18 protein-coding genes are annotated in these 24,768 nt (G+C 72.0%); 5 read left to right on the plus strand and 13 right to left on the minus strand.

The window, feature by feature from the left end; translation table 11 throughout:
* Nucleotides 1-77: 77 nt before the first annotated feature.
* From IEZ03_RS07840 to IEZ03_RS07860, 5 genes are all read right to left on the minus strand, one after another.
* Nucleotides 78-542: a YbjQ family protein gene (locus IEZ03_RS07840; protein WP_184886639.1), complete on the minus strand. Its 465-nt coding sequence runs from the start codon at nt 540-542 to the stop codon at nt 78-80.
* Nucleotides 543-661: 119 nt separating this feature from the next.
* Complete coding sequence (gene rpoD, locus IEZ03_RS07845) at nt 662-1,807, minus strand: RNA polymerase sigma factor RpoD (protein ID WP_131953796.1); 1,146 nt, start codon at nt 1,805-1,807, stop codon at nt 662-664.
* Nucleotides 1,808-1,878: 71 nt separating this feature from the next.
* The gene (dnaG, locus tag IEZ03_RS07850; RefSeq protein ID WP_184886641.1) at nt 1,879-3,822 is read right to left on the minus strand and encodes a DNA primase; all 1,944 of its coding nucleotides are present in this window, start codon (nt 3,820-3,822) and stop codon (nt 1,879-1,881) included.
* Nucleotides 3,823-4,024: 202 nt separating this feature from the next.
* Nucleotides 4,025-4,666, minus strand: coding sequence for a Rid family hydrolase (locus tag IEZ03_RS07855; protein ID WP_184886643.1), 642 nt, complete (start codon nt 4,664-4,666; stop codon nt 4,025-4,027).
* A gap of 14 nt (nt 4,667-4,680) precedes the next feature.
* Nucleotides 4,681-6,288, minus strand: a complete 1,608-nt coding sequence (locus IEZ03_RS07860) for a flavin monoamine oxidase family protein (protein WP_229808120.1) — start codon at nt 6,286-6,288, stop codon at nt 4,681-4,683.
* A 269-nt stretch (nt 6,289-6,557) separates the two neighbouring features.
* On the opposite strand from IEZ03_RS07860, the gene IEZ03_RS07865 reads away from it, so the two are divergent.
* The gene (locus IEZ03_RS07865; RefSeq protein ID WP_184886645.1) at nt 6,558-7,829 is read left to right on the plus strand and encodes an ABC transporter ATP-binding protein; all 1,272 of its coding nucleotides are present in this window, start codon (nt 6,558-6,560) and stop codon (nt 7,827-7,829) included.
* 18 nt (nt 7,830-7,847) lie between these two features.
* Here the strand turns inward: IEZ03_RS07865 and IEZ03_RS07870 are convergent, their stop codons facing one another.
* Nucleotides 7,848-8,255, minus strand: a complete 408-nt coding sequence (locus tag IEZ03_RS07870; RefSeq protein ID WP_184886648.1) for a MerR family transcriptional regulator — start codon at nt 8,253-8,255, stop codon at nt 7,848-7,850.
* A gap of 147 nt (nt 8,256-8,402) precedes the next feature.
* On the opposite strand from IEZ03_RS07870, the gene IEZ03_RS07875 reads away from it, so the two are divergent.
* On the plus strand, nt 8,403-9,275 hold the full coding sequence (locus tag IEZ03_RS07875) for an LLM class F420-dependent oxidoreductase (protein ID WP_184886650.1): 873 nt from the start codon (nt 8,403-8,405) through the stop codon (nt 9,273-9,275).
* Between the two features lie 59 nt (nt 9,276-9,334).
* Here IEZ03_RS07875 and IEZ03_RS07880 read toward each other — a convergent pair whose 3' ends face one another.
* The 6 genes from IEZ03_RS07880 to ppdK form a co-directional block, all read right to left on the minus strand.
* Nucleotides 9,335-9,787: a GtrA family protein gene (locus tag IEZ03_RS07880; RefSeq protein WP_184890781.1), complete on the minus strand. Its 453-nt coding sequence runs from the start codon at nt 9,785-9,787 to the stop codon at nt 9,335-9,337.
* A 65-nt stretch (nt 9,788-9,852) separates the two neighbouring features.
* Nucleotides 9,853-11,139, minus strand: coding sequence for an MFS transporter (locus IEZ03_RS07885; protein ID WP_229808121.1), 1,287 nt, complete (start codon nt 11,137-11,139; stop codon nt 9,853-9,855).
* Between the two features lie 52 nt (nt 11,140-11,191).
* Nucleotides 11,192-12,418 (minus strand): NAD(P)/FAD-dependent oxidoreductase, encoded by a 1,227-nt coding sequence (locus IEZ03_RS07890; RefSeq protein ID WP_221480823.1) that lies wholly within the window; start codon nt 12,416-12,418, stop codon nt 11,192-11,194.
* A 123-nt stretch (nt 12,419-12,541) separates the two neighbouring features.
* Entirely contained in the window at nt 12,542-13,825 is a 1,284-nt protein-coding gene (locus IEZ03_RS07895; protein ID WP_184886654.1) for a deoxyguanosinetriphosphate triphosphohydrolase, read from the minus strand.
* 61 nt (nt 13,826-13,886) lie between these two features.
* The gene (locus tag IEZ03_RS07900; RefSeq protein WP_184886656.1) at nt 13,887-14,669 is read right to left on the minus strand and encodes a YdcF family protein; all 783 of its coding nucleotides are present in this window, start codon (nt 14,667-14,669) and stop codon (nt 13,887-13,889) included.
* Nucleotides 14,670-14,774: 105 nt separating this feature from the next.
* Nucleotides 14,775-17,489 (minus strand): pyruvate, phosphate dikinase, encoded by a 2,715-nt coding sequence (gene ppdK, locus IEZ03_RS07905; RefSeq protein WP_184886658.1) that lies wholly within the window; start codon nt 17,487-17,489, stop codon nt 14,775-14,777.
* Between the two features lie 326 nt (nt 17,490-17,815).
* Here ppdK and IEZ03_RS07910 point away from each other — a divergent pair, with 326 nt between their 5' ends.
* The 3 genes from IEZ03_RS07910 (at nt 17,816) to IEZ03_RS07920 (ending at nt 22,271) form a co-directional block, all read left to right on the plus strand.
* Nucleotides 17,816-19,702, plus strand: a complete 1,887-nt coding sequence (locus tag IEZ03_RS07910) for a glycoside hydrolase family 15 protein (RefSeq protein ID WP_229808122.1) — start codon at nt 17,816-17,818, stop codon at nt 19,700-19,702.
* Between the two features lie 118 nt (nt 19,703-19,820).
* The gene (locus IEZ03_RS07915; protein WP_184886660.1) at nt 19,821-20,963 is read left to right on the plus strand and encodes a DUF4190 domain-containing protein; all 1,143 of its coding nucleotides are present in this window, start codon (nt 19,821-19,823) and stop codon (nt 20,961-20,963) included.
* 162 nt (nt 20,964-21,125) lie between these two features.
* Nucleotides 21,126-22,271, plus strand: coding sequence for a DUF4190 domain-containing protein (locus IEZ03_RS07920; protein WP_184886662.1), 1,146 nt, complete (start codon nt 21,126-21,128; stop codon nt 22,269-22,271).
* Nucleotides 22,272-22,328: 57 nt separating this feature from the next.
* On the opposite strand, the gene secD is transcribed toward IEZ03_RS07920, so the two are convergent.
* Entirely contained in the window at nt 22,329-24,611 is a 2,283-nt protein-coding gene (secD, locus tag IEZ03_RS07925; RefSeq protein ID WP_184886664.1) for a protein translocase subunit SecD, read from the minus strand.
* Between the last annotated feature and the right edge of the window lie 157 nt (nt 24,612-24,768).

Below are 24,768 nucleotides of genomic sequence, written 5' to 3' on the forward strand. Positions count from 1 at the left end.
GTAAGCACAGCAGCGATCGCGCGCATTGCCCGCCGAAGGGAAGGCGCTCCGGCGCCTGACCGCCAAGGGCAATGCAATCAAGCACGCCGGTCGTGGATGCCCATGGTCAGGTTGCGGGCGACCATGGGCGGGCCGCTCGGGTTCGGGTCGTTGTAAGGGGGGAGCTGGGGCTGCTGCTGGGGCTGCGGGTGGGCCTGCTGCTGGGGCTGGTCGCGACGCTGGGCCGGCTCCGCCCAGACGGCCGTGCCGTAGGCGCAGACCTCCAGGCCGCCGCCCACGGCGGCGGTGTCGAAGCGCATGCCGACCACGGTGTTCGCGCCCTTGCGGCGCGCCTCCTCGCCCAGCCGGTCCACCGCCTCGCGGCGGGCGGCGGCGAGGCTCGCCGCCGGCTGCTCCCCCGTCACCCGGAAGGTGGCGCTGCTCCCCCCGGAGCCGGGCTGCGGCGCCCCGCCCTGGCCGGACTGGACGGCCGTCCCGATGACCTCCCCAAGGACGCTCCTGATCTCGTACCCCGCCACGCCGTCAGTCGTCACGATCAGCATGGCCTCAACGGTAGATGACGGCCCGCACGAATGCGCGGCAATACCGACACAAGGTACGAACCTCCCGGTCGCACGTGACCGCCCTCCCGGGCGGGAGGGCGGTCACGGCCCGTCGGGCGTCAGTCGAGGTACTCCTTCAGCATCTGCGCGCGGGACGGATGCCGCAGCTTCGCCAGGGTCTTCGCCTCGATCTGGCGGATCCGCTCCCTCGTCACGCCGAACTCCCTGCCGACCTCCTCCAGTGTGCGCGGATGTCCGTCGGTCAGGCCGAAGCGCAGCTGGATGATGCGCTGCTCCCGTTCCGACAGCGTGCCCAGGATGTCCTCCAGCTGGTCCTGCAGCAGGATGAACGCCGCGGCCTCGATCGGCACCACGGCGTCCGCGTCCTCGATGAAGTCGCCGAGGTCGGAGTCCTCCTCGCCGATCGGCGACTGCAGCGACACCGGTTCCTGCGCGATCCGCTGGATCTCGATGACCCGGACGGGCGACAGGCCCATCTCCAGGCCGATCTCCTCGGGGGTGGGTTCGCGGCCGAGGTCCTGGTGCATCTGCCGCTGCACCCGGACCAGCTTGTTGATGGTCTCGACCATGTGCACCGGGATCCGGATGGTCCTGGCCTGGTCGGCGATCGCCCGGGTGATCGCCTGCCGGATCCACCAGGTCGCGTAGGTCGAGAACTTGAACCCCTTGGTGTAGTCGAATTTCTCGACCGCACGGATGAGTCCGAGATTTCCCTCCTGAATCAGGTCGAGGAAGAGCATTCCCCGCCCCACGTACCGTTTCGCGATCGACACCACCAGCCGTAGGTTGGCCTCGATCAGCCGTTGCTTCGCCCGCGCACCCTCGCGGGAGAGCAGTTCGAGGTCGAGCAGCTCGCCGCGGGCGAGGACGGCGGTACGCGCCATCTTCTCCTCGGCGAACAGTCCCGCCTCGATCGATTTCGCGAGTTCTACTTCATCTTCTGCCGTGAGCAGCGGTACGCGACCGATCTCTCTCAGGTAGATCCGAACCAAGTCGCTCGTCGGCGCCCGCTTGCCGAGGTCACCCTCGTCCACTCGCGTGACGTCCTCGGTCTCCTGCTGAGACTCGAGGACCTCCACCCCCTGCTCTGCGAGCATCCGCACGACCCGCTCCAGCGAGTCGTCCGGCAAGTCCGAGCGATCGAGCGCGGCGGCGACGTCCTCGACGGTCACACCACCGCGTTCTCTGCCACGTGCGACAAGGTCCGCCACCTGATCAACCGATGGCGCCTCGCTTGGCAGCACCGAAGGGCCCACGCAGACAGTCTGCGTCAAAGGGGGGCTAGATCACAGGACCTATTTTGCGGTCTCTTCACTTACTGTGATCCAAGCCCTCGCTCGCGCAACACCCGTCTCTGCTGCTCAAGCGCGACAAGATCGCCGAAGAGCCTGGTGTGCTCCTCGGGAGCCTCGACCGGATTCAGCCGCCCGAGTTTAGATTTCACATCGGCGATCATGCGCGTGAGCTGCCGCTCCTGTATTCGGGCGAGCAGTTCGTTGGCATAACGGTCGTCCGATACCTGAGCCGAATGGACCGGTTCCACGCCGAGTCTGGTGATCAGGTCCTTGACCTGCTCGTTCGGTGCCTGTTCGAGGAGGTGGGCGATCCATTCGGAGACGCCGCCCGCGGCCGTGACACCGCCCGCCTCCGCGATGACGGCGCGCACCGCGGCGTGCGGCGGTGCGATGAACGCACCGGCCGGGACCTCGTCGAACGCGGGCCCGAGCAGCGCCGGGCACTGCACGGCCAGTTTCAGCAGCTCCCGCTCGCGCCGGACCTCGGGGTCGCTCGGGTCGAACGAGGGGCGTGCGGGCGCGGCCTGCGCCTCGCCGGCGCGGCCGCCGGCCGCGCGGTCGTGTCCCGCACGGCCGTTTCCGGGCCGGCCGTTTCCGGCCCGGCCGTTTCCCGGCTGCGGGCGCCCGTGCCGGCGGGCCGCCAGCTCCCGGACGCGGCGCAGCACGAACTGCTCGTCCATGATGCCGAGCCAGCGGTCCAGGTTGACGGCGTACATGTGCCGGCGCGACCTGTCCTTGATGGCGGCGACCACCGGGGCCGCCGCGTCCAGCGCGCTCAGCCGCCCCTCGACGGTGTCGAGGTCGTGCTGCTCGATCGCGCTGCGCACGGCGAACTCGAACAGCGGCAGCCGGGCGGCCACCAGGTCGCGCACCGCCGCGTCGCCGTGCCGGATCCGCAGGTCGCAGGGGTCGAGGCCGTCGGGCTGGATGGCCACGAACGTCTGCGAGACGAACTTCTGCTCGTCGTCGAAGGCGCGCAGCGCGGCCTTCCGCCCGGCGGCGTCGCCGTCGAAGGTGAAGATGACCTCGCCGCGGAACTCGTCCTGGTCCATCAGGAGGCGGCGCAGCACCTTGATGTGGTCGTCGCCGAACGCCGTCCCGCACGTCGCGATCGCCGTCGGGACGCCCGCCAGGTGGCAGGCCATCACGTCGGTGTAGCCCTCGACCACCACGGCCTGCCGCCGCCGCGCGATGTCCTTCTTCGCCAGGTCGGCCCCGTACAGCACCGAGCCCTTGTGGAAGAGCGGCGACTCGGGGGTGTTCAGGTACTTGGGGCCGTCGTCGTCCTCGTAGAGCTTCCGGGCGCCGAACCCGATGACGTCGCCGCTCAGGTCGCGGATCGGCCACATCAGCCGGCCGCGGAACCGGTCCATGGGGCCGCGGCGCCCCTCCTTGGCCAGCCCGCCGGCGACGATGTCGCGGTCGGCGAAGCCGCGCCCGCGCAGGTGCCTGACCAGGCCCTCCCACTCGCGGGGCGCGAAGCCCACGCCGAAGCGGGCGGCGTCGGCGGCCTCGAAGCCGCGTTCCGACAGGAACTTGCGGGCGATCGCGCCCTCGGGCGAGTTCAGGTGCTCGGCGTAGAACTCGGCGGCGGCCCGGTGCGCCTCGACGAGCCGGGCGCGCTGCCCGCCGTCCTGCCGGGGGCCGCGCCCGCCGCCCTCCTCGTAGCGCAGCTGGACGCCCGCCTGGGCCGCGAGCCGCTCCACCGCCTCGGAGAACGACAGGTGCTCGATCTCCTGGACGAACCGGATGACGTCGCCGCCGGCCTCGCAGCCGAAGCAGAAGTACAGGCCGCGCGAGGGCGTCACGTTGAACGACGGGGACTTCTCGTCGTGGAACGGGCAGAGGCCCTTGAGGTTGTCGCCGCCGGCGTTGCGAAGCTGCAGGTACTCGCCGATCACGTCGGCGATGGACGAGCGCTCCCGCACCAGCGCGATGTCCTCATTGCGAATCCGGCCTGCCACGACCAGGAGTCTACGACCGGGGGACGACGTCCACAGCATCCTGGACGGAACGGACGGCCCGCACCCGCCGCGAGCACGGTGGCGGGAAGTGTCGCAGGCAGTGCGGCGGGCACCGAAGGGGCGGCGCCCCGCGGGCCGGACCGGCCCGGCCCGCGGGGCGCCTCTCGTGGGTCATGGCTCGTATCGTCATAGGCCCGTGCCGTCACCGGTAAGCGGCGACCACCTCGACCTCGACCAGCCAGCCCGCGACCGGGAGGTTCTCGACCTCCAGCGCGACCCGGGCCGGCCGCGCGGGGTTGGCGTACATCGGGTCGGCGGGCGGCGCGGTGCCCAGCGGGACCTTGACGACCTTGCGGGTGTTCAGGTCGACGTTGGCGTAGAACTGGCGGTAGGCGCGGTTCCACCCGGCGAAGTCCGCCGTGTCCTCGCCGGGCGGGTTGGCCAGGTAGACGCGCATGGAGATCACGTCCCGGGGCGTGAGCCCCGCCGCCTTCAGGTTGGCGCCGAGCTGTTCGAGAGCGTTGAGCCCCTGTGCCTCGGTGATGGTGACGCCCGGGGGCAGCGTCCCGCCCGGGAAGCCGATGTAGCGCTCCGGCGTCCCCGCGGGCGCGGAGGTGTTGCTCCCGGCCGGACCGGTGCCGCTGGCCGTGTAGGTGGTGACGCCGTGGCCGACGCCGACCCCGTTCGCGATCGAGGGGTTGCTCTGCCCCGCCGGCAGGGCGACCCGGACCTCCGTGGGCTTCGGCTTCGCCTTGGTGTTCTTGGGGGACGCCAGGGCGCCTCCGCTGAGGCCCCCGAGCGTCACCAGGGCGACGCCTCCGATGATGAACTTCTTGCCGCGCAAGGTTCCGTCTCCTCTCAGGACTTCAGGACGCGCTGGTGGAGGTCGGTCACGACCTTGCGGGCCGACTCGAAGGCCCCGTGCTGCCAGGCGATCTCGTAGCTGAGCCAGTCGCCGCAGAAGTAGACGTTGCCCTGCGGCTCGTTGAGCAGCCGGTACTCGGCGCCGCGGCTGGGCCAGCCGATCCAGCCGCCCTCGATGTGCTCCTGCCTGCTCCAGGCGATCGACGTCGAGGCGGCCACGTCCCGGCGGTACTTGTCGCCGTGGATCTTCGCGCCCTGGTCGAGGGCGCGTGCGAGCCGCTGCGCGTGGTTCATCCGGGCGTAGGCGTCGGCGGCGGAACCGAAGTTGTAGTAGCCGATGACCAGCCCGCTCCGGCCGTGGTAGCCGTACGACGGATACCAGATGGTGGCCAGGTCGAGGTCGGTGTTGGTGATGCCGCCGTAGATGTTCTCGTCCTGCTCCCACCAGCGGCTGCGGTACTCGATGCCGATCTTGCCGGTGGAGGCGGGCACGGGGGTGCGCAGCGCGGCCTGGACGCCCGCGCCGAGGTTGTGCGGGATCTTCGCGAGGACCTGCGGGGGCAGGGTCGCGATCACGTAGTCGGCCTCGGCCGCCCTGGTCTTGCGGTTCGAGACGTACTCGACGCGGACCCCGGCCCCCGTGTTCGTGATCCCGGTCACCTTCGCGCCGGTCCTGATCCGGCCGTTCCCGACCGCCTTGGCGAGCGCCTTGGGTATGGCGTCCATGCCGCCGACCGGCTGGAACATCAGCATCGCCTGGCTGTAGCCGAACTCGAAGGAGAAGGACCGGCCGACCCCGCTCGCGAGGACGTCCGACAGCGACGGCGGCGGGCCCAGCACGGTGCCCTCCCGGGCGCCCGCACCGGGGTCGACGGAGTAGCCCCGCCGGCCGCCGCCGGTGTAGGCGTATCCGGCGGACTTGGGGCCGATGGCGCCGAAGCCCGAGAGGAACGAGAGCAGCCGCTCCTTGTCGTCGCCGGTGAGCCGCTGGTCCAGGGCGCCCTGGTCGGTGGCCTTGGCCAGCAGCTCGGAGATGTAGCCGTGGACGTCCGCCTTCGCGGTACGCCATTTGACCGGCTCCCGCATACCCGCGGACTCGTTGTAGATCAGCGCCTCGGCGTTGGAGTTGGTGAACACCTCCAGCGGGACGCCCAGTTCGCGGCAGTAGTCCATGGTGGTCATCCACTGCGCGATGCGCGCGGGGCCGGCGTTCATGTACTGGCCCTGGCTGAAGCCGACCCGCTGCGTGGCGCCGTCCGTCTCGGCCAGCCGGTCGCCGCCGCGCAGGGTCAGGTTGCGGCCGCCCACCCGGTCCTGAGCCTCCAGGACCGTGCAGTCGTACCCTGCCTTCCCCAGCTCGTACGCCGCGGCCAGGCCCGCCACCCCGGCACCGAGGATCAGCACCTTGGCCGCTCCGCGGCCGCGCAGCCGGAAGTCGGAGGGCTGCGGCGGCTGGAAGGGCGTTCTGGTCGCCGCCTCCGCCGACGGCGCCAGCCCGAGCGCTCCCATGGTGGCGAACATCGCGCCCGCCCCGCCGGCCGCCCCCACCCGGGTGAGGAACGACCGGCGGTCGACCACGTTCGTCTGTTCCCTTGTCGACAAGGAACACCTCCAAGATCTCGACACCCGGGAGTCTTGGACCGTTCCGTTTTGACGGTGGGTCGGCGCTGTAAGCAGCAGGTTGCCAAACGATCACCGGTGCGGCCGGGCGGCGGGGGAGCCCTGTACCTACCGCGGTGACCGGAATTCGCCGTCCGATGGCCGGACCCGGCCGGATCGCCCACCGGTAAGGGCGGATTCGCTATGGACAATCCGGACCGCCGCGCGATGTGATGACGAACCGAGATCTTGCTCACACCCAGGCGGACCCGATGACGGATGTTGTGCTCGACGGAGTCGACAAGGTGTATCCGGGCGGGCAGGTGGCCGTCCGGAACGTGCGGCTGCGGATCAACGCGGGCGAGCTCTTCGTCCTGCTCGGGCCGTCGGGCTGCGGCAAGTCCACCCTCCTGCGGATGATCGCCGGGCTGGAGGAGATCACCGCGGGCGACCTGTGGCTGAACGGGTCGGTCGCCAACGACCTGCCGCCGCGCGAGCGGAACGTGGCAATGGTGTTCCAGGAGGGCGCCCTCTATCCGCACCGCACGGTCAAGGGCAACATGATGTTCCCGCTGGAGGTGGCGGGCGACGACCGCGCCGAGGCCGGCGCCAAGGTCGTCGAGCTGGCGCGCGCCCTCGGCATCAACTCCATGATCGACCGGCTGCCGGGCACGCTGTCGGGCGGGCAGCGGCAGCGGGCGGCCATCGGGCGGGCGCTGATCCGCGAACCGCAGCTGTTCCTGATGGACGAGCCGCTGTCGAGCCTCGACGCGGGGCTGCGCACCGAGCTGCGGATCGAGATCGCCGGGCTGGTCCGCTCCACCGGCACCACCACCGTCTACGTCACGCACGACCAGGTCGAGGCCATGACGATGGCCGACCGTATGGCGGTGCTGCGCGACGGCGTCCTGGAGGACGTCGGCACCCCCGAGAACATCTACTCGGACCCGGCCACGGTGTTCGTGGCCGCGTTCCTGAGCTCACCGCCGATCAACCTGCTGCACGCCACCCTGTGGGCCGTCGAGGGCGAGGGGCTCCTGCTCGACTTCGGCTCGCAGCGGCTGAGCGTCCCGTGGAACGACCCGCGCGCGTCCTCGCTGATCAGCCGGCACGGCCAGTCCGTGATCGTCGGGATCCGGCCGGACACGCTGGCGCCGATCGCGCCGGGCTCCCCCGCGCCGCACGGCACCGTCCTGTCCGGGCAGGTCCGCGAGCTGGAGTTCCACGGGCACGAGTGGCTCGCCTACGCCGAGGCGGGCATCCCCACCGTGGACGCGACGGAGGTGGGGCGGCCGCCGCCGCCCGAGCAGCACGAGACGTGGCGGCCGGGCCTGCGCGACCGGCTGCGGGACATGCTGGGCCGGCCGTCCTACACGGAGCCGGCCGAGGAGCACGCCGGCCACCACCGCCGGACCGACCTGGTGTTCCGCATCCCGCCCGGCAGCCGTCCCAGCCGCGGCGACCACTACGCGCTGCGGGTCGACCTGAACCGGGTGCTGTTCTTCGGCGCCGACGGCCGCCGGGTCACGCCCGTCCACCGGTAGATCCGCCGGAACCGGGGCTCAGGCGGGAAGGCCCTCGCCGACCGCCCCGGCCGCGGCGGGCTCGCCGCAGATCTCGCCGCTGTAGAGGCGGATCTTCCACTGGATCTGCGCCTGCTGCTCGCGCAGCCGCGCGATCTGCTCCTCCACCCGCTGGTCGTGGTCCTGCAGCAGTGCGAGCCGCTCCCGGACCGTCTCGTCCCCGCCGCGGGCCAGCTCGGAGTACCGCAGCATCTCGGCGATCGGCATGCCCGTCTCGCGCAGGCAGCGCAGCATCCCGAGCCACTGCAGGTCTCCGTCGCTGAACACGCGCCTGCCCGACGCGTTCCGCGCGATGCCGGGCAGCAGCCCGATCTTCTCGTAGTAGCGCAGCGTGTCGATGCTGAAACCGCTCTTCTCGGCGGTCTCGCCCGGAGAGTAGGAACTCACGCCCCCAGGATTTCACCTGGAGTGCGCTCCAGGTCAACGCCAGGCGCCGGGCGGCGCGCTTGACCTGGAGCGCGCTCCAGCCCGCAGAGTGGGGACCCGCCGGCGCATCACCGGTGTAATCGCGGACGAACAGGAGAGGGACCCGTCATGCGCGTTGGTCTCCAGATTCCCAGCTTCACCTTTCCCGGCGGGCCGGAGCGGATCGGCCCCGCCTTCGACACGACCGTCCGGCAGGCCGACCAGGCGGGCCTGCACTCGCTGTGGGTGATGGACCACTTCTTCCAGATCGGCGGGGTCGGCGCCCCGGACGAGCCGATGCTGGAGGGCTACTCGGCGCTCGCGTACGCGGCCGCGCTGACCGAGCGGATCACGCTCGGCACGATGGTCACCGGCGTGACGTACCGCCATCCCGGCATCCTGGTCAAGACCGTGACCACGCTGGACGTGCTGTCCGGCGGCCGCGCCTGGCTGGGCATCGGCGCGGCCTGGAACGAGGAGGAGTCGCGGGGGCTCGGCATCGAGTTCCCGCCCACGGCGGAGCGGTTCGAGCGGCTGGAGGAGACGCTGCGGATCGCCCACCGGATGTGGAAGGGCGACGACTCCCCGTTCGAGGGCCGCCACTACACCCTGGAGCGGCCGCTGAACTCGCCGCCCGCGCTGCGGACGCCGCATCCCCCGATCCTGATCGGGGGCGGCGGGGAGAAGAAGACGCTGCGGCTCGTCGCCCAGTACGCCGACGCCTGCAACCTGTTCGACGGCCCGGAGCTGCCGCGCAAGCTCGACGTGCTGCGCGAGCACTGCGCGAACCAGGGACGCGACTACGCCGAGATCGAGAAGACCGCGCTGGGCCGTTTCGAGGGCGGCACGCCGTCGGTGGACGAGGCCGTGGAGACGATCGGGCGGCTCGCCGAGAGCGGCATCGACCACGCGATCTTCTCGCAGGCCACCGGCCAGGAGCTGGCGGGCGTCCTCGGCGAGGCGCTGGGGCAGACCGAGGGGATCGTCCCCGCGGGACGGTGAGCACGGCGCGCCCGTCCGGCGGCGGTCACGGCAGCGGTCACGGCAGCGGTCACGGGCGGTCAGGCGACCGCGGGGGTGAACACCCACTTCTTGTACGACCAGTAGCGGAACGCGGCACCGAACGCGACCCCCGCCAGCAGGCTCGCGTTGTAGGCGACGCCGCCGTGCAGCCCGAGCGTGTAGTACGTGAAGCCGGTGCACACCACCTGGATGAGCAGGCCGACGCCGTTCAGCACGAAGAAGATCGCGACCTCGCGGCCGGAGCCGTCGCTGTCGCGGTGGCGGAACACCCAGAACCGGTTGAGCAGGTACGAGGCCAGCGTGGAGATCACCGTGGGGACGGCGACGCTCGTGACGGGACTGCCGCCGAGCCAGGCGCGCATCACGTTGGCGCCGAGGATCATGATCAGCGTGCCGATGACCCCGACGAAGCCGAAGCTGAGCAGCTCGCTCAGGAACCTCCGGTACTGCGGGACGGCTTCGACCGTTCTGACCGGTCTGGACCGCTGCATGGTGCTCACTCGCCCAGACCTTACCTGAGTAGGACATATGCGAATGTCACAACCCGGCCAAAAGATCAACACGCTGCCGTTCCGCGGTCCGCGCGCGGGGCGGCCGTGGCGGTCGCCGGAGCCAGCAGCACGATGAGGCCGACGAGCCCGACGGGCACGGCCAGCGCCCAGCCGAGCCCCACGCCCTGCGCGACGAACCCGATCACGGGCGGCCCGCCGAGCAGCCCGAGGTAGCCGATCCCGGTGACGCGGGAGATCCCGGCCGCGGCGGGGACGCCGGGGACGTTCCCGGCCGCGCTGAACGTGATGGGCGCGACGACGGCGATGCCCAGGCCGAACACCGTGAATCCGGCCACGGCCGCGACCGGGTGGGCGGCGGCGAGCCCCGCCCCGAGGCCCAGCGCGGCGGCCAGCGACCCGGCCCGCAGCGCCGGGACGGGCCCGAACCGCGCGACCACCCGGTCGCCGGCGAACCGGCCGGCGGTCATCGCGACCGCGCAGCCGGCGTAGCCGAGGCCCGCGAAGCCCGGCCCGGTGCCGAGGTGCTCCCGCAGGTAGACGGCGCTCCAGTCGGCCACGGCGCCCTCGCCCACGAACGAGCAGAGCCCGATGATCCCCAGCAGGGCCGGCAGCCACCGGAAGGACGGCACCGGGGCGGGCCCGGGTCCGTCCGGGACGGGCTCGGCCGGAGCGAGCCCCGCCGTGGGCGGGGCGCCGGGGGCGGGTTCGTCCGGCGGATACGGCCCCGGTTCGGGGAGGGCGTCGGCGGAGCGGTCCAGCAGTCCGCGGCAGCCGATCGCCGTCAGCGCGGCGAGCGCCGCGGCCGCGGCCGACAGGTGCAGCGGGACGGGCACGCCCGCGTAGGCGACCGCAGAGCCGATCAGCGCCGCCACGAGCGTCCCGATGCTGTACCAGCCGTGCAGGCCGGACATGAGCGGCCGCCCGTAGCCGCGCTCGACGGCCACCCCCTGGGCGTTCATCGCCACGTCCATCAGGCCGAGCGAGGCCCCGAGCAGCAGGAGGGACACGATCAGCGCGCCGAGGTTCCAGGCGAGGCCGAGCGGGACCAGCGACGCCGCGCCGGCGACCCCGGCGGCGATCGTCGTGGCCCGGCTCCCCCGGTCCGCGATGATCCGGCGTGCGAACCGCACGGCGAGCACGACGCCGACGGGCGCGCCCAGCAGGGCCACGCCCATCGAGCCCTCGCTCAGCCCGAGGTGCTCCTTGATCTGGGGGATGCGGACCACCCAGGCGGCGGCGAGCAGGCCGTGCGCGGTGAAGGCGAGCGTGACCGCCGTCCGCGCCCGGCCGAACACCGCGAACTCCCCCGCCGTGATCTTGTCCGTGGCCACCCGCAGACTGTACGCGGCCCCCGGGCGCGGCGGTAACGGCGGTTGCGCGCTTTCAGGCGAGGCCGGCCAGGGGCACGCCGGGGTCGGCGAGCCGGCCGGCGTCCACCTGGGCCCCGGAGCGGATGAGCGCCTGGACGTCCCCGGTGACGTCCCACACGTTGACGTTCATCCCGGCGACGACCCGGCCGCCCGACAGCCAGAACGCGACGAACTCCCGTGACTTGGCGTCCCCGCGGTACACCACCTCGTCGTACTCCCCCGGCGACGCGACGCCCGACATCTCCATGCCGAGGTCGTACTGGTCGCTGAAGAAGTACGGGATCCGGTCGTAGACGACGTCCTGGCCGAGCATCGCGCGGGCGGCGGCCGGCCCGCCGTTCAGCGCGTTCGCCCAGTGCTCCACCCGGACCCGGCGCCCGAGGAGCGGGTTGTAGGCGTTGGCGACGTCCCCGGCCGCGAAGACGTCCGGGTCGGAGGTGCGCAGCGACTGGTCGACGAGGACGCCGTCGGAGACCTCCAGGCCCGCCTCCTCGGCGAGGCCGCTGTTGGGCCGCACGCCGATGCCGACGATCACGACGTCGGCGGGCACCTCGGCGCCGCCGGAGGTCACCACCGCCGACACCTGCCCGGCGCCCCAGAACCCGGCGACGCCCTGGTCGAGCCGCAGGTCGACGCCGTGCTCGCGGTGCAGGTCGCCGAACATCCCGCCGAGCTCGGGCCCCATGGCGGCGTGCAGCGGCGTCGGCTCCGGCTCGATGATCGTCACGTCGTTGCCGTGGGCGCGGGCGGCGGCCGCGGTCTCCAGCCCGATCCAGCCCGCCCCGGCCACCACGACCCGGCGCCCGCCGTGCGCGAGGGCCTGCTTCAGCGCGGCGGAGTCGGCCATCGTCCGCAGGTAGTGGATGCCCTGCAGCTTGGAGCCCGGGACGTCGAGCCGCCGCGGGGAGGCCCCGGTCGCCAGCAGCAGCTTCGCGTACCCGACCCGCTCACCGCTGGACAGCCGCACCTCGTGCGCGTCCCGGTCGACGGCGGCGACGGAGGCGCCCGCCCGCAGCTCGACGTCGTGCTTGTCGTACCAGTCCGCCTCGTGGACGTGGGCCTTCTCCCGCGGCTCCTTGTCCAGCAGGAACCCCTTGGAGAGCGGCGGCCGCTCGTACGGGCGCTCGATCTCGTCCCCGATCAGCAGCAGCCTGCCCGTGAAACCCTCCGCGCGCAGCGTCTCCGCAGCCTTGGCACCCGCCAGGCCGGCGCCGGCGATGACGAACGTCTCCTCGGGCATGGCGACCTCCTGTAGTTGACCTGTAGCCATCCCTACAGCGCCGCTTTGGGCGAGACAAGGGCCGCCGTCGGGTGGGTCGCGGCATATTCCGCCGGGCCCCCATCCGGAACCGGGCGGGATCGGTCAGGAACCGCCTTCCAGCAGGCGGTGCCGCGCCATCGCGGACAGGTCGGTCAGCGAGGCGATCTGGTCGATGACGGCGCGGAGTCGTCCCGCGTCGTCGCCCGCCTCCTCGAACGCGGCCCGGAACCCCGGTTCGAGGGTGCCGGGCGCGCCCGCGATCATCATCTCGGCCAGCTCGGTGATCAGCGTCCGCTGCCGGGCCCTGACCTCCTCGTGGCTGATCCACACGTAGTGCGCGGTGATGCCCTTGAGCAGGGCGTTCTCCAGCCGCTGCGCGCGCGGGACGATCAGCTCGGCGGCGTACCGGGTCAGCGGGCGGTCGCCGTAGGCGTCCCGGGTGGCGTTCTCGGCGGCCACGCAGAACCGGCCGATCAGGGTGCTGGTGAGGTTCTTGAGGGCGGCCAGGCTGCGCGGCGTGCCGTCGTAGCGGTCGGGCCAGTACGGCTCGGCGAGCAGCTCGGCGAAGCGCTCCTCCAGCTCGGCGAGCTCGGCGTCGGGGCAGTACAGCTTGATCGCGGTGGCGGCGACGAGCCGGCGCTCGGCCGGGTCGGCGAGGCGGGCGAAGTCGATGTGCCCGGCGACGAGCGCGTCCTCCAGGTCGTGGACGGAGTAGGCGACGTCGTCGCTCCAGTCCATGACCTGGGCCTCGAAGCACGTCCGGCCGGGCTCGACGTCCACGCGGACCCAGTGCGCGACGTCCGCGTCGTCGTCGTAGACGCCGAACTTCCCGTTCACCGCCTCCGCCTGCGGCCACGGGTACTTCATCGACGCGTCCAGCGCGGCGCGGGTCAGGTTGAGGCCGACGCTGCGCCCGTGCAGGGGCGGGCCGTCCGCCGCGAACGACTTCGGCTCCAGCCGCGTCAGGACGCGCAGGCTCTGCGCGTTGCCCTCGAAGCCGCCGCAGTCGCGGGCGACGAGGTCGAGGGCGGCCTCGCCGTTGTGCCCGAACGGCGGGTGCCCGATGTCGTGGGCCAGGCACGCCGTCTCGACCAGGTCGGGGTCGCAGCCGAGGGACTTGCCCAGCTCGCGGCCGACCTGGGCGCACTCCAGCGAGTGGGTCAGCCGGGTGCGCAGGCTCTGCACGGTGTCGGCGCCGGCGTCCGCGCCGGGCGAGGCGACCTGCGTCTTGGCGGCCAGCCGGCGCAGCGCCGCGCTGTGCAGCACGCGGGCCCGGTCGCGTTCGAACGCGGTCCGGTCGCGGCGCTTGGCGGGCTCGGGGGCCCAGCGCCGCCTGTCGCGGTCGGTGTAGCGGCCCGGGCCGCCGGTGAGGGAGTTGCTCGTCATGTCCCTATCCAGGGTAGGCGGGCGCGATGACGTTCCGTTGACCTTCGGGCCGGCCGGAGTGTCAGCGGCTCGGCTGCGGGTCCGACGGCGCCCCGGAGGGCGCCACGGACGGGTCGATGTTGATGCGCCTGATGGTCTCGTTCGGCACCTGCACGCTCTTGCCCAGCAGGACGTACGACAGGTAGGCGCCGGTCTCCCGGACGATGTAGTCGAACTGGGTCTCGCGGGTCTGCACGCTGGGGCCGCTGCGGGTCGGCGACGCGGCCGCCTCGATGCCGTGGTCCGCGGCCATCTTCTTCGCCCGCAGCCCGTGCCACGGGTCGCTGACGATCACCGCGGACGACCAGCCGCGCCGGTCGAACTCCGCGCCGGCCGCCCGCAGGCTGCCGAGCGTGTCCCGCCCGACGGGCACCGCGACGACCCGGTCGGCCGGCACCCCGCCCTTCTCGATCAGCCAGGTGCGGCCGGAGCCGGCCTCGGTGTAGTTGTCCCCAGGGGCCTTCCCGCCGACCGTGACGATGGCGGGCGCGACGCCGTCGCGGTAGAGGTCGAGGGCGTGCTGGAGCCGCCACCGCAGCGTCGGGGACGGCTCGCCGTTGTACTGCGCGGCACCGAGGACGATGATCGCGTCGGAGCGGGGCCGCTCGTCCTGGCGGGCCTGGTACCAGACGCGCGCGCCGACGGTGAGGGGCGTCAGCACCGCGATCAGCAGCAGCCCGAGGACGACGCCCGCCGGGATCGTGACCCACGGCGACCGCCCGCGCCGCCCGCGCGGCTGCTCGGCGGGCTCGTCCGGACCGTGGTCCTCGTCCCGGGGTTCCGGCAATTCGGCTTCCAACGTCATCGCTTCCGACACGTTAGTTAGATGGTGCGCCGGGCGGGCGAAGTTCGCAGGTTGGGCGGCCGGTCTTCCGCGGGCGGGCGCGCGGGCGGCCGGCCGCCCCGGCGATCAGCGGCTGTCACTCCCCCCGGCCGCCGCGTCCGCCGCGATCGCGGCGCGGCCGGCCTCCAGCCGGGCGACGGGGACGCGGAACGGCGAGCAGGACACGTAGTCGAGCCCGACCTCGTGGCAGAAGTGCACCGAGTCGGGGTCGCCGCCGTGCTCGCCGCAGATGCCGAGCTTGATGCCCGGCCGCGCCTCGCGGCCCTCCTCGGCGGCGATGCGGACGAGCCGCCCGACGCCGTCCCGGTCGAGGGTCTCGAACGGCGACACCCCGAAGATCCCGAGCTCCAGGTAGCGCCCGAAGAACGACGCCTCGACGTCGTCGCGGGAGAAGCCCCAGGTGGTCTGGGTGAGGTCGTTGGTGCCGAACGAGAAGAACTCGGCGGCCTCGGCGATCTGCCCGGCGGTCAGCGCGGCCCGCGGCAGCTCGATCATGGTGCCGATCAGCGCCGGGACGTCGACGCCGGTGGCCTCCCTGACCTCGGCCAGGATGGCGCGGGCCTCGTCGCGGACGGCCTCCAGCTCCTGGACGGCGCCGACCAGCGGGATCATGATCTCCGGACGCGGGTCCCCGCCGGCGCTGCGCCGCGCCGCCGCGGCCTCGGCGATCGCGCGGACCTGCATGCCGAAAAGTCCCGGAATCGCCAAACCCAGCCGCACGCCGCGCAGGCCGAGCATAGGGTTCTGCTCGTGCAGTCGGTTGACTGCTTCGAGCAGTCTCCGGTCCTTCTCGTCGGCCTCGTCGCCCGCGAGCGCGACCCTGACCGACAGCTCGGTGATGTCGGGGAGGAATTCGTGCAGCGGCGGGTCGATCAGCCGGATCGTCACCGGCAGTCCGTCCATGGCCTCGAAGATGCCCTCGAAGTCGCTCTTCTGCAGCGGTTCCAGGGCGTCCAGCGCGGCCTGCCGCTCGGTGCCGTCCGCCGCCAGCACGAGCTTCTCGATGAGCTGCCGCCGGTCGCCGAGGAACATGTGCTCGGTGCGGCACAGCCCGATCCCGGCGGCGCCGAAGCGGCGCGCCCGCGCGGAGTCCCCGGGGTTGTCGGAGTTCGCGCGGACCTTGAGCGCGGCCCGCTCGTCGGCGTGCCGCATGATCCGGTCGACGGCCTTGACGAGGTCGCCGCCCTCCTCGGCCGCGAGCTCGCCCTCGAAGTAGCGGACGACGGGCGAGTCCTCGACGGGCACCTCGCCGAGGTACACGTCCCCGGACGTCCCGTCGATGGAGATCAGGTCCCCCTCCCGGACGGTCACGCCGCCGGGGGCGGTGAACTGCCCGTTCTTGACGTCGACGTCCAGTTCCTCGGCGCCGCAGACGCAGGTCTTGCCCATGCCGCGGGCGACGACGGCGGCGTGCGAGGTCTTCCCGCCGCGGGACGTCAGCACGCCCCTCGCCGCGACCATCCCGGCGAGGTCGTCGGGGTTGGTCTCGCGGCGGACGAGGATCACGTCCTCCCCCGCCCGGGCGAGCTCCGCCGCCCGCTCGGAGCTGAACACGACCTTGCCGACGGCCGCGCCCGGCGAGGCGTTCATGCCCTTCGTGAGCTTGCGGACACCGTCCACCCGGTCGGCGAAGCGGGGGAACATGAGCTGGGCGAGCTGGTCGCCGGTGACGCGGCGGGCGGCCTCGTCCACGTCGATGAGCCCCTGGTCGAGGAGCTGGCAGGCGATGCGGAACGCCGCGGCGGCGGTCCGCTTGCCCACCCGCGTCTGCAGCATCCACAGCTTCCCGCGCTCGATCGTGAACTCGATGTCGCACATGTCGCGGTAGTGGTTCTCCAGCGTCTCCATGATCTCGAGAAGCCGGTCGTAGGACGCCTTGTCGATGCGCTCCAGGTCCTTCAGCGGCACGGTGTTGCGGATGCCGGCGACGACGTCCTCGCCCTGGGCGTTCTGCAGGTAGTCGCCGTAGATGCCCTGCTGGCCGGACGCGGGGTCGCGGGTGAACGCGACGCCCGTCCCGGAGTCCATGCCCATGTTGCCGAACACCATCGAGCAGATGTTCACGGCGGTGCCGAGGTCGACGGGGATGCGCTCCTGGCGGCGGTACAGGATGGCGCGGGGCGCGTTCCAGGAGTTGAACACCGCCTCGACGGCGAGGTCCATCTGCTCGCGCGGGTCGGTCGGGAACTCCCGCCCGGCCTGCTCCCGGACGATCGTCTTGAAGCGCTCGACGAGCTTCCGGAAGTCGTCCGCGGTGAGGTCGACGTCGTTGTCGCTGCCGCGGGCGCGCTTGACGTCCTCGATGGCGTCCTCGAACAGGTCGCCGTCGATGTCCAGGACGGTCTTGCCGAACATCTGGATCAGCCGGCGGTAGGAGTCCCACGCGAACCGCTCACGCTCTGTTTCCGTGCCCCCCACTTGCGCGGCCAGGCCGTGCACGGACTCGTCGTTCAGCCCGACGTTGAGGACGGTCTCCATCATGCCCGGCATGCTGAACTTGGCGCCGGAGCGCACGCTGACCAGGAGCGGGTCGTCGCTCTGGCCGAGCTTCTTGCCCATCGCGGACTCGAGCGCGGCCAGGTGCGCGTTGACCTCGTCCGCCAGCCCCTCGGGCAGGTTCCCGTGCTCGAGGTAGTACCGGCAGGCCTCCGCGGTGATCGTGAACCCGGGAGGGACGGGCAGTCCGAGGTTGGTCATCTCGGCCAGGTTGGCGCCCTTGCCGCCCAGCAGATCTTTGAGGTCCTTGTTTCCCTCAGTGAAGTCGTACACGAACTTCGGCACGGGGAGCTCCTTCTCGCTCCGGTTACACCCAGCGGCAGTTCCGGTCCCGCCACGGCGGGGGCGCGGCATCGCGTTCCCGCAGGCGGCGGCGGGGCCCGCTGCCCTGTTTGCCGGGACTGTACCCGCGATGTCCGGCCTTGCTCGGCGCCCGGTGCGGGAAGGGGCGTTTTCCCAGGTCAAGGGCCAGATAGTGGTCTATTCCAATGGGTCTCCGAGAGCCGGAGACCCGCGCGGGAGGCCCGGTGCGGAGCCGACGCCCGGGCCGACCGGCACCGCTGACGTACCCACCGCGGGGAGAGGGAATGATGGATCGAGGAGGTGAGGTTGTGAGGCCGAAGGTCGCCGGCGGCCGGGCGGGGGATCCGTTCGCCCCCATAGCCGATTTCGGGTTCCTGTCCGACTGCGAGACGACCGCCCTGGTCGCGCCCAGCGGCAACATCGAGTGGATGTGCCTGCCGAGGATGGACTCGCCCAGCGTGTTCGGGTCCCTCCTGGACCGCGACGCGGGCTACTTCCGGGTCGGCCCGGCGGGCGTGGAGGTGCCCGCCGCGCAGCGCTACATACCCGGCACCATGGTGATGGAGACCACCTGGTGGGTGCACGGGGGCTGGCTGGTCGTGACGGACGCGCTGCTGATGGGCCCGTGGCACCACGAGACGGAACGGTCCCACACGCACCGCAGGGCCCCGACGGACTACGACGCCGACCACGTCCTGCTGCGGATGGTGCGGTGCGTGAACGGCCAGGTCCAGGTCCGGCTCGACTGCATGCCGGTGTTCGACTACGGCCAGACGCCCGCCCGCTGGGAGCACACCGGCGCCGGGTACCACGAGGCCCTGGCGCGCGGCAACGGCGTCGGGCTGCGGCTCACCACCGACATGAACGTCGGGTTCGAGGGGTCGCTCGCCACGTCCCGCACGCTGCTGAAGCAGGGCGAGTCCCGGTACGTCGCGCTGTCGTGGAGCGAGCACGCGGCGCCCTCGTCCTACGAGGAGGCGCACGAGCGGCTCGTCTGGACCGTCCACCACTGGCAGCACTGGCTGGACCGGGGCCGCTTCCCCGACCACCCGTGGCGCAGCCACCTGCAGCGCAGCGCGCTGACGCTCAAGGGCCTGACGTTCGCGCCCTCCGGCGCCGTGGCGGCCGCGGCGACGACGTCGCTGCCGGAGGCGCCGGGCGGCGACCGGAACTGGGACTACCGCTACACCTGGATCCGCGACTCCACGATGGCGCTGTGGGCGTTCTACACGCTCGGCTACGACTGGGAGGCCAACGACTTCTTCTACTTCATCACCGACGTCGCCGAGGCCGCCGAGGGCAAGCTGCAGATCATGTACGGCCTGGACGGGCGGGAGGAACTTCCGGAGTCCACGCTGGACCACCTCACCGGCTACGACAACGCCCGTCCCGTCCGCATCGGCAACGAGGCGTACATGCAGGCGCAGCACGACGTGTGGGGCGCGATCATCGGCTCCATCTACCTCTTCGTGCGCAAGCGGGACCGGCTCGACGACCGGCTCTGGAAGATCATCATCAAGCAGGTCGAGGACGCCCTGGCCACCTGGCGGACGCCCGACTGCGGCATGTGGGAGGTGCGCGGCGAGCCGCAGCACTTCACCTCGTCCAAGATCTTCTGCTGGGTCGCGGCCGACCGCGGCGCCCGGCTCGCCCGCGTCCGCGGCGACCAGGACCGGGCGCGGCGCTGGCAGGCCGCCGCCGACGAGATCCACGCCGACGTGCTGGCGAACGCGCTGGACGAGCGCGGCGTCTTCACCGCGCACTACGGCGCGACGGCGCTGGACGCGTCGGCGCTGCTGATCCCGCTGCTCGGCTTCCTGCCCGCCGACGACAAGCGCGTCCGGGAGACCGTCCTCGCCATCGCCGACGAGTTGTCGGAGGACGACCTCGTCCTGCGCTACCGCGCCGCGGAGACCGACGACGGGTTCGACTCGGAGGAGGGCACCTTCACGATCTGCTCGTTCTGGCTGGTCAGCGCGCTGGTGCTGATCGGGGAGCTGGAGCGGGCGCGGGCCCTGTGCGAGAAGCTGCTGTCCTACGCGAGCCCCCTGCAGCTGTACGCCGAGGAGATCGACCCGCACAGCGGCCGCCACCTCGGGAACTTCCCGCAGGCCTTCACCCACCTCGCGCTGATCAACGCCGTCATGCAGGTGATCAGGGCGGAGAACGGCGAACCCCAGGCGCCCCTGGTCTGACTCCCCCGCCGCCGTGGCCGGGCCCGCCCGGCCACGGACCGGTCCTCCGTCAATCACAACCCGGCGACAACTGTCGGAAATACCTCTTTTCTTGAGAATTCCGACTTACCGTGCGGCTGTGAGTACGCCACCCCCTGCTGACAACGACCCCGAAACATCCGGCGAATGGGCCCCGCCCGGCTCGCCGAGCCCCGCCGAGCACGCCCCTCCCGCCGAGCACACCCCGCCCACCGCCCCCGCGCCCGCCGGACCTCCGGTGCAGCCCCCTCCCCACCCCTACGGGCAGCCTCCTCCGGCCGCCCCCGCCCGGACGAACAAGTGGGCGATCGCCTCTCTCGTCACCGGAGTCCTCGGCCTGGTGGTGCTGGGGGTCATCTTCGGCATCGTCGCGCTCCTGCAGGCCGGAGGACGCGGAGAGAAGGGCAAGGGCCTGGCCATCGGCGGCCTCCTGGCGTCCGCCTTCTGGACCGTGGCCGGGGTGGTCGCCCTCCTCGTCGCCGCCGGTTCGCTCATCTCCGTCGACCGCGACGAGTCCGGGCAGGTCACCGAGAAGGACCGGGTGGTCGTCGCGGCCCTCCGGACCGGTGACTGCTTCACCGGGTTCGAGGGGGACACGACCAAGATCCTGGTGACGGCGCTGCCCTGCTCACGGCCCCACGACGGCGAGGTCGTCGCCAAGCTGCGGCTGTCCGGAAAGGCGCATCCCGGCGACGAGAAGGTGTCCGAGCAGGCGGACAACGCCTGCTTCGAGAAGAGCCTCCAGCTCCAGAAGAGCCGGCACTCCAAGGACCTGGAGCCCTACAACCTCTGGCCCAGCCGGACGAGCTGGGACGCCGGCGACCGCGAGGTGGTCTGCCTGATGCGCTACACCGGCTCCGGAACGCTCACATCACCGCTCCGCGAGACGATCGACGCGAGCCGGAAGCTCTGGGACGAGCTGACCGCCGGGGACTGCCTCGGAAAGTGGGACGACGAGTCGTACACGCAGCGCACCGTCTCCTGCACCGACCCGTACTGGATCCAGGTGTACGCGACCTTCCCCCTGAAGGCGGGCCCGTATCCGGGGCAGAAGGCGATGGACCGCACCGCCCAGCGCGGCTGCGAGCGGCGGCAGGAGAAGGTCTTCCGCGGCCACCGCCTCCCGGACCTCATGTGGTGGCTGTACCCCGAGGAGGTCGAATGGGACGCCGGCCACCGCACCGCCGTCTGCTTCGCCGAAAGCGAAGGCCGCCCCCTGAAGAAGCCGATGCTCCCCCGCTGACCCGCCCCCGCGTGGCCAGGGCGGAGAACGGCGAACCCCAGGCACCCTGACTCCCCAGCCGTCGCGGCCGGGCCCGCCCCTTGCCACGGCGGCAGTGATCACGGCTCGGCGACAACCGCCGGAGAAGCCCTTTTCGTCCGGCCACTGGCCTAGCCTTCCGCCGTGACCACACCACCCCCTACTGACAACGGCCCCGAACCGGCCGGACCATGGGTCCCACCCGACCCATCGCATCATGCCGAGAACGCTCCGCCCGGCGGCGATTCCTCGCCCGCCGAAACCGTGCCCGCCGGACCACCGGCGCCGCCCCCGCACGGCAGCGGGCCGCGTCCTCCTGCCGCGCCCGCCCGGACGAACCGCCTCGCGATCGCCGCGCTCATCACCGGCCTCCTCGGCCTGGTCCCGATCGCGGTGGCCTTCGCCGTCGCCGGCCTCGTCCAGGCCGGCCGCCGGCGGGAGAAGGGCAGCGGCCTTGCCGCCGGCGGGCTCGCCGCCTCGGTCGCCTGGGCCGTCGCGTGCGCCGTGGCGCTGGCCGCGTCCGGCGGCTCGCTCCTCGCCGCGGAGGACGGTTCCGACTCGGCCCGCCCCGACGGCCGTGTGCGGCTCTCGACGCTCAAGACCGGGGACTGCTTCACCGCCGAGGTCCACGACTCGGCCGATCCGTTCGTCGATCCCAGCCCTTGCGACCACCCCCACAACGGCGAGGTGACCGCGAAAGTCGCGCTTCCATCCGGTCCGTATCCAGGGAGGAGGGAGCTGTCCGAGCGGGCCCGGAAAGCCTGCAAAGAACACGTCCCGAGCAACGTGCAGCGGGCCGGTGACGACTTCGAGCCGCGGCCCGACCTCCCCGATGAGAGCACCTGGTCAGACGGGAAGCGCGAGGTGACGTGCACGCTCCTCTACGTCGGTGAGAGCTCGCTCACCACCGCCCTTGCGAACGGGCTTCCACTGGCGCGGGGAGGAGCGGGCTACTTGCTGAAACAGGGCGACTGCATCGAGGAATGGAATGGGAGGTCGTACGGCCAGCCCATCGTCGAGTGCACCCGCGAACACGAATTCCAAGTGCTCGCCGTCTACGAGATGCCGCCCGGGAGGTACCCGGGCGTCGAGGAGCTGGAGAACAGGGCCGCCGAAGAATGCGCGAGGCGCGCCGTGAAGACCTGGCCAGGTGGCACGGCACCCCCGGATCTCATCGGTCCCGCAGTCGTCGTGCCCACCGAAGACGACTGGCAGTGGGACGTCCGGCAGGTCGTCTGTCTGGTCGAGGGCAAGAACGGGCCGCTGAAGCGGTCGGTGGTACCGCGCTGAGCGCGACGACCCCCGCGCGCCGCCGGTGGAGGCGGCACGCGGGGGACGGTTGCGGCGTCAGACGACGGCGCCCGAGCTGTCGGAGGTGCGGTGGACGGGTGCCTTCGGCTTGTCCTTGGGCTGGGGCGGCGGGGACTTGGCGTACTTCTCCAGCAAGATCGCCACCGGCGTCGCGGTGAACACGCTGGAGTAGGTCCCGACCACGATGCCGATCAGCAGTGCGATGGCGAAGTCCATCAGCGAGTCGCCGCCGAGGACGGCCAGCGCGCCGAGGATGAACAGCGCGCCCATACCGGTGTTGATCGTCCGCGGGACGGTCTGCAGGGTGCCCCGGTTCGCGATGTCGGCGAACTTGCCCTTCGGATTGTCGCCCCACAGTTCCCGGATGCGGTCGAACACCACCACCGAGTCGTTCACCGAGTATCCGATGATCGTGAGCAGCGCGGCCAGGAAGACCCCGTCGATCGGTTTGCCGAGCCAGGCGAAGACACCTGTGACGATCATGATGTCGTGGAACATCGCGACCACCGCGCCGGTCGCGAACGTCCAGCGGAATCTGATCGTCAGGTAGGCGAGCTGGGCGAGCAGCGCGACGCCGAGGGCGATCAGCGCCTTGGTGCGCAGCTCGTCGCCCAGGCTGGGCCCGATCAGCTCGTCGCGGATCTTGTCGGCTCCGCCGCCCTCCTTGCCGAGTGCGTCCTGGATGCGCTTCACCTCCTCGTTGGTGAGGTCGCTCGTCCGGACGGAGATGTCGGATTCGCCGGAGCTCTGCACCACGGCGCGCGGGAACCCGGCGTCGGAGACGGCCTCGCGGGCGTCGTCGATGTCGAGCGGGCGGCTCGTGGAGTACTCGACGATGCGGCCGCCGGTGAACTCCACCCCGTAGTTGAGGCCCTGGGTGAAGATCCCGAGCGCGGCGGCGGCGACGGCGACCCCGGAGATGGTGAGCCAGATCCGGCGGCGCTTCATCAGGTCGGGGCCGCTCTCCTCCAGCCACCGCCGGATGCGCCCGGCGCCGCTGAGACCGCCGGCCCTGCCCTTGGTGAGCTTGGGGAACCGCGCGGCGGCGGCGTCGGTGAGGACGCGGCTCACCAGCATCGCGGAGATGAGGGAGGCGATGACACCGATGGTGAGGGTGACACCGAAGCCCCGCACCGGGCCGGAGGCCAGGAAGAACAGCAGCGCACCCGCGAGCAGGGTGGTGACGGCGGTGTCGGCGATCGCCGACCACGCCTTGTTGAACCCGGTGGCCAGCACCGTGCGCGCCCTGCGGGCCGGGGCCGCCGCCAGTTCCTCTCTCGCGCGTTCGAACGCGAGCACGTTCGCGTCGATCGCCATGCCGATGGCCAGGACGAACCCGGCCAGGCCGGGCAAGGTCAGCGTCGCCCCGATCGCGACGAGGGCGCCGTAGGAGATCAGCGCGTAGCCGGCGAGGGCCACGGTCGCAAGGAAGCCGACGAGGCGGTAGACCGCGACGATGAACAGCCCGGTCAGGATGATGCCGATGACGGCGGCCTTGGCGCTGGCGTCGATCGCCTCGTCGCCCAGCGTCGGGCCGACCACCCGCTGCTCGATGATCTTCACGGGCACGGGGAGCGCGCCGCCCTCGATGAGGGCCGCGAGGTCCTTGGCCTCGTCGGCGCCGAAGTCGCCGGTGATCTGGGTCGATCCGCCGGTGATGCCGACGCCGCAGGGCACGCTCTGGGTCACCTGCGGCGAGGAGATCACCTTGCCGTCCAGGACGATCGCGATCCGCCGCTCGTCGCCGGCCGCGCAGGCGGCCTTGGCCGTCAGCTGCTCCCAGGTCTTGCCGCCGCTGCCTTTGAAGTCGACGTTGACGGCCCAGCCGCCGACGTTCTGCGGGTCGAACGAGGCGTTCGCCTCGCCGATGCCCTCACCGGAGAGCGCGGCGGGCCCGATCAGGATGGGCTGGCCGCTCTCGTCGGGGAGGACCTGCTGGCCCTTCGCCTTGGCGGGCTGCTGGCCGGTGTTCGGGAGCACGGGGTGCGCGGTGAGCTGGGCGGTCTTGCCGATCGCCTCGGTCGCCCGGGTCGGGTCCTGGACGTCGGGCAACTCGACGATCAGCCGCCGGTCGCCGGACCGCGTGATCGACGACTCGGCCACGCCGAGGGCGTCGATGCGGCGCCGCATGACCTCCAGGGCGCGGTCGGTGGACTCGCGGTCGGCCTTGACCGTCGGCGAGTCCTGCGTTTCGAGGACGATCTGGGTGCCGCCGCGCAGGTCGAGGCCGAGGCGGGCTTCTTTGGTGTACGCGAAGTAGAAGGATGTGGCGAGCACGGCCAATGCCAGTACCGCCCGCACCAGGTTGGCGCGGTTCAAAAGGGGACCTCCACGGAGCTTCGGCTCCGCGCGGATGCGCGCGGAACCGCCGGACGAAAGGGTCAGGTGCGCGTGGAGGCGGGCGGGGCGCGGCCGCGCGGGGCGCCGCCCGCCGCGAGGTCGGGCGCGGCGCCGGCGGCCGCCGGGGGCCGGGTGG

This window comes from Actinomadura livida (assembly GCF_014648675.1).
GTDB classification, from domain to species: domain Bacteria; phylum Actinomycetota; class Actinomycetes; order Streptosporangiales; family Streptosporangiaceae; genus Spirillospora; species Spirillospora livida.

Coding starts and splice junctions, on each gene's coding strand:
- IEZ03_RS07840 (WP_184886639.1), bottom strand. CDS start 542: ATGCTGATCGTGACGACTGACGGCGTGGCGGGGTACGAGATCAGGAGC.
- IEZ03_RS07865 (WP_184886645.1), top strand. CDS start 6,558: ATGACGGATGTTGTGCTCGACGGAGTCGACAAGGTGTATCCGGGCGGG.
- IEZ03_RS07875 (WP_184886650.1), top strand. CDS start 8,403: ATGCGCGTTGGTCTCCAGATTCCCAGCTTCACCTTTCCCGGCGGGCCG.
- IEZ03_RS07880 (WP_184890781.1), bottom strand. CDS start 9,787: ATGCAGCGGTCCAGACCGGTCAGAACGGTCGAAGCCGTCCCGCAGTAC.
- IEZ03_RS07890 (WP_221480823.1), bottom strand. CDS start 12,418: ATGCCCGAGGAGACGTTCGTCATCGCCGGCGCCGGCCTGGCGGGTGCC.
- IEZ03_RS07895 (WP_184886654.1), bottom strand. CDS start 13,825: ATGACGAGCAACTCCCTCACCGGCGGCCCGGGCCGCTACACCGACCGC.
- IEZ03_RS07900 (WP_184886656.1), bottom strand. CDS start 14,669: ATGACGTTGGAAGCCGAATTGCCGGAACCCCGGGACGAGGACCACGGT.